This window comes from Pseudomonas sp. PA-1-3F, assembly GCF_021609665.1.
In the GTDB taxonomy this organism is placed as follows: Bacteria; Pseudomonadota; Gammaproteobacteria; order Pseudomonadales; family Pseudomonadaceae; genus Aquipseudomonas; species Aquipseudomonas paracarnis.
The window spans coordinates 1-4821 of record NZ_WJZD01000066.1 but is presented as its reverse complement, the minus strand read 5'-3'; the positions used below and the strand labels follow the sequence as shown (position 1 = coordinate 4821).

The following is a 4821-nucleotide window of genomic DNA, read 5'->3' as shown; positions in this document are numbered from 1 at the left end:
GAACGGCCATACCAAGACGCCAGGCATGGCGCCTCCGGGCACTCGCCGCTCCATGGGTAAACGCTAAGATTAAAGCGTTGCGTGCGTTATAGGCAGTTGCCTACATCGCCCGTGGACATTTCTGCTTGTAGGTCCGCGACCGATTCTTGAAAGCTTGCACAGCGTTTGCTTCGTCCCGATGACGCTCATCGGGGCGTGGTGAGTCAGCTTTCCGGAAAAGGACATTCCCGTGGCCCTGATACACCTTTGTGCGGTGCTTGCCCTCTTGCTCTCGACAAGTGTCGTTGCCGCCGACGTTCAACCTCGGCGTGAAATCCGTTTCGCCGTCGCTGCACATTTTCCACCTTTTCAAAGCCGCAATTCCCAAGGGCAATTGGTGGGGCTGAACATCGAACTGGGCAATGCCCTGTGCGAGCAGCTCAACGTGCGCTGTACCTGGGTTGACCAGATCGTCATGGAAAATTTCCCCGCTCTTGAGGCCAGGCAGTTCGACGCGATCATGGGCATGGCGCCCACCTGCAGTCGACGGCGACGGGTGAGTTTCACCCGTGATCTCTACCCGATCACCACTCGGCTGGTGGCGCGTAAAACCTCGGGCCTGCGCCCTAATCGACGGTCGCTCAGGGGCAAGCGTGTCGGGGTGCTGGTGCGCAGTAATCGGGAAGCCTTTGCCCTGTCGCAGTGGGCGCCGGCAGGGGTAATCATCAGGAGTTTCTGGCTCAACGACCAACTGGTGCAGAGTCTGGTTTCGGGCGAGATTGACGCGACCCTTCAAGGCGCCGTGGAGATCCGAGAGGCCCTGCTAGACACGCCCCAGGGCTTGGACTTCAATTTCATGGGGCCGCCTGTGTCGTCTGGCCTGCTGGGTAATAGCGTGGCGATTGCGGTGCGAAAAACCGATACCGCGTTGCGTAATGAGCTTAATCACGCGTTTGAGCAACTGATGCACAATGGCGAATACCAACGCATCCTCCAGCCCTATCGCCTCGATGTGTTGCCTGCCCATCCATGAGCGCTATTGTGTGAGTGCAACTGTGTTCCCGAGAGGCGCCTATCTACCTGACACTCCGAGCTCCAAATGTGGGAGCTGGCTTGCCTGCGATGCCGGCCTGACAGCCTGCGACTATCTAGCTGACACCCCACAGTTGGATCGAGGGGCGTCAGGGAAATTGTCGTCGAATGGTAGGCCGTCGCGGGAGCAAGCTCCCTCGCCACAGGTCCAGCGTCGCGCTGAAGTTGAGTAGATACCTACGCCAAAATAAGGCCGTAGTAGCCTAAGCCGCCCTCAACGAGATAAACGCATAATTGGCCGGCACCTCGGTGGCAATGCGCGCCCCGGCATCCAGCACCTGTTCAGCGATGTCCATCCCCGACACATGAAACACCCATTCATTGGCCATTGCCGGCAGTTCAACCGCCTGTTCAATGGCCTGGGCAAACGCCTGCATGTCCGGCAGGTACGCGGTAAACCCGTCGCCCTTGAGTGCGGTCGTGCGAATGCCAAGCAACGCGCACACCGCTTCTTTGGTCTGCACGTCATCACGGTCGGCCTGGCGTGAACGGCGAATCAGCTCGGCCAGTTGCGCATCCATCAACTCACCACCGACGATCAGTGCAGGGCCTTGCTCCCAGGATTCCGGCGGGCAGTCCTTGGCGCTTGGGTTCAGTGGGATATGCGGGTTGATTTCCATCGGGTAGATGCGGCACACCAGCGGGCGCCGTTCGTAGATGCGGCAGCGGTTGTCTTCGTCAAGATTCCGGCAGCGTCCGGCGTTGTAGGCGGCAAAGGTAATTGCCACAAACGCCTCGGTATTGCCGCTGGGCACGATCACTGAGCGGCGCTCGGCATGTTCCCGTTGTTGCAGGGGCAGGCCCAGGCCGTTACCCAGAAAGCCCTCCACCAGAACGATGACGTTACCGCCGTCCGCCGCCCAGCTGCGGGCTTCTTCGAGGGTCAGGGGCACATGATGGTCGCTGCAGCATTTACCGCAACCGACGCAGGAAAAGTGTGTGTTCATGGCGGATCTGTCACCAGGCAAGGTCAGAGGGCACGCTTGAGGGGTGACGGGTTTTTACCTCTATCTACCGCTCAGGGGCTCTGGAAGCAAGTTATGCGCCAGTGAGGATCAGCCCTTGGATACGATGTCGCGCAGCACAAATCGCATGCCCGCACTTTCATACAGTTGCCGGGCGCGCAGGTTGCTCTCCAGCACCTTGAGGTCCACATAGGGTTCACCGCGCTGCTTGAATACCTGGAAGCTGTGCAACAGCAAGGCGCGGCCCAGCCCTTGGCCTTGGGCACAGGGGTGTACGGCCAGGTTCTTGATAAAGGCGCTGGTCCAGCATTGGGCCACCGCGAGAACACCGTCGCGGTTACTGGCCACCAGGCACAGCGTCGGGTCGTACTCGGCATCGGTGACGAACTGCTGGCGCCACTCATCCAGGTGGCCGACACGGCCGCCGCCCTGGTCCTGGGTCATACGCAGCACGGCATGGATCGCCGGGGCCAGTTCATCGCGATAATGATCCAGCCGGGTATCCGCTGGCCACTGCGGGGCGGGCAGGCTGCCGGTGAGGTCGCGACGCAGCAGCTGGTAATACTCGCCCAAGGCTTACAGGCCCTTTTGCGCCACGGTTTGTGCGGCGACGACCAGGCATTTGGTCAATTCTGGGGATGAGAATTTGGTGAGTACTGAGTCGGCACCGGCCAGGCGTGCTTTTTCGCTGTTCATCGCGCTGTCCAGGGAGGTGTGCAACAGCACGTAGAGGTCCTTGAAATCCGGGGTTTCGCGCAGGGTGCGGGTGAGGGCGTAGCCGTCCATCTCAGACATCTCGATGTCCGACACCACCACGTTGATCTGTTCAACCGTGCCTTGCAGCTCCAGCAACACGTCGATGGCTTCCTTGGCGCTGCGGGCGGTGTGGCAGGTCAGGCCGAGGTTGCGCAGGGTGTGGACCGATTGCTGCAAAGCCACCTGGCTGTCGTCCACCACCAGGATGCGGGCGTTGCCCAGCACTTCGGCTTCTTCCATGGTCAGGTCGGTCGGCGCCGCTTCAATCGGTGCCGGGGCGATGCCATGGATGACTTTCTCGATATCCAGCACCTGCACCAGCCCACCTTCCACCTGGGTCACCCCGGTGATAAACGCCCGATTGCCGCCGGAGCCGTAGGGAGGCGGGCGGATATCGGTGGTCAGGCAATGCACGATCTTGCTCACCGCCTGCACGTGCAGGCCCTGTTTGGAACGGCTGACATCGGTGACGATCAGGCAGCCGCCATCCGGGTCTTGCAAGGGCATTTCACCCAGGGCGCGGCTCAAGTCGATCACCGACAACGAAGCGCCGCGCAAGGTGGCGATGCCTTTGACGTGCGGGTGGGACTCCGGCAGCTTGGTCAACGGCGGGCAGGGGATGATCTCGCTGACTTTCAACAGGTTGATGGCCATCAGCTTGCCGCTGCGCAAGGTAAAGAGCAGAAGCGAGAGTGAGTCTGCGCGGGCTTTGGTGGTGGACATAAAAACCTTCTGTGGATCAGGGATGACGATCTATACACCGTTATCGACCTTGTCCTCGAAAACTGTAGGAGCGAGCTTGCTCGCGAAGAACTTCAAAGCGCCGCGTTAAAACAGATTTTGCGCGTTATCGTTGACGTTTTTCGCGAGCAAGCTCGCTCCTACAGTGGGGTGGGGTGTCAGCCCTTCCAGGCCTGTGGGTTCACCAGATCCTGCGGGCGTTGGCCCAGCAGGGCGCTGCGCAGGTTGTCCACGGCGCGGTTGGCCATGGCTTCGCGGGTTTCACCGGTGGCCGAACCAATATGCGGCAGGGTCACCGCATTGCTCAGTTGGAACAACGGCGATTCAGCCAGCGGTTCCTTTTCGTACACATCCAGCCCGGCACCACGAATACGCTGGGTTTGCAGGGCTTCGACCAGCGCAGGCTCATCCACTACTGGCCCACGGGAGATATTGATCAGGATCGCGCTGGACTTCATCAACCCCAGCTCCCGGGTGCTGATCAGGTGATGGGTCTTGTCGCTCAACGGCACCACCAGGCAGACGAAATCCGCCTCGGCCAGCAACTGCTCCAGGCTGCGAAACTGCGCGCCCAGTTCCTGCTCCAGCGCGGTCTTGCGGCTATTGCCGCTGTAAAGGATCGGCATATTGAAGCCCAGGCGCCCACGCCGGGCCACGGCCGCGCCGATATTGCCCATGCCGACAATGCCCAGGGTCTTGCCGTGCACATCGCAACCAAACAAAGGCGCGCCCACGCTGGCTTTCCATTGGCCGGCCTTGGTCCAGGCATCCAATTCGGCCACGCGGCGGGCGCTGCTCATCAGCAACGCAAAGGCCAGGTCGGCAGTGCTCTCGGTGAGCACATCGGGGGTGTTGGTGAGCAGGATCCCGCGCTCATTAAAGTACGGCACGTCGTAGTTGTCGTAGCCCACCGACACACTGGACACCACTTCCAGCTTGCTCGCGCTTTCAAGCTGCTCGCGGCCCAGCTTGCGACCCACACCGATCAAACCATGGACGTGGGGCAGGGCTTCGTTGAACTGTGCATTGATGTCACCCAGCTTGGGGTTGGGCGCGATCACCTCGAAATCCTGTTGCAGGCGTTCGATCATCGGCGGGGTGATACGGCTGAAGGCCAGGACAGTCTTTTTCATGACAGAACTCCACTCAACATGTGGGAGCTGGCTTGCCTGCGATGACGGTGGATCAGCCAATACAATAGTGGCTGACACACCGTCATCGCATATACACATCTGGAGCCGCCGACGGTATCCTGTAGGGTTTGTCTTACGGTGTGGGCCTGGCGACT

At 60.5% G+C, this 4821-nt stretch carries 5 protein-coding genes; 1 reads left to right on the top strand and 4 read right to left on the bottom strand.

Features of this window, described 5'->3' with window-relative positions:
* Positions 1-229: 229 nt before the first annotated feature.
* Positions 230-1012, top strand: coding sequence for a transporter substrate-binding domain-containing protein (locus GIV26_RS26905; RefSeq protein ID WP_236282904.1), 783 nt, complete (start codon positions 230-232; stop codon positions 1010-1012).
* Between the two features lie 262 nt (positions 1013-1274).
* Here the strand turns inward: GIV26_RS26905 and GIV26_RS26900 are convergent, their stop codons facing one another.
* From GIV26_RS26900 to GIV26_RS26885, 4 genes are all read right to left on the bottom strand, one after another.
* Positions 1275-2018: a YkgJ family cysteine cluster protein gene (locus tag GIV26_RS26900; protein WP_034126352.1), complete on the bottom strand. Its 744-nt coding sequence runs from the start codon at positions 2016-2018 to the stop codon at positions 1275-1277.
* A gap of 108 nt (positions 2019-2126) precedes the next feature.
* On the bottom strand, positions 2127-2609 hold the full coding sequence (locus GIV26_RS26895; RefSeq protein WP_096143167.1) for a GNAT family N-acetyltransferase: 483 nt from the start codon (positions 2607-2609) through the stop codon (positions 2127-2129).
* Positions 2610-2612: 3 nt separating this feature from the next.
* Positions 2613-3515: a chemotaxis protein CheV gene (locus GIV26_RS26890; RefSeq protein ID WP_014716988.1), complete on the bottom strand. Its 903-nt coding sequence runs from the start codon at positions 3513-3515 to the stop codon at positions 2613-2615.
* A gap of 176 nt (positions 3516-3691) precedes the next feature.
* Positions 3692-4666: a 2-hydroxyacid dehydrogenase gene (locus tag GIV26_RS26885; RefSeq protein WP_054898821.1), complete on the bottom strand. Its 975-nt coding sequence runs from the start codon at positions 4664-4666 to the stop codon at positions 3692-3694.
* Positions 4667-4821: the final 155 nt, after the last annotated feature.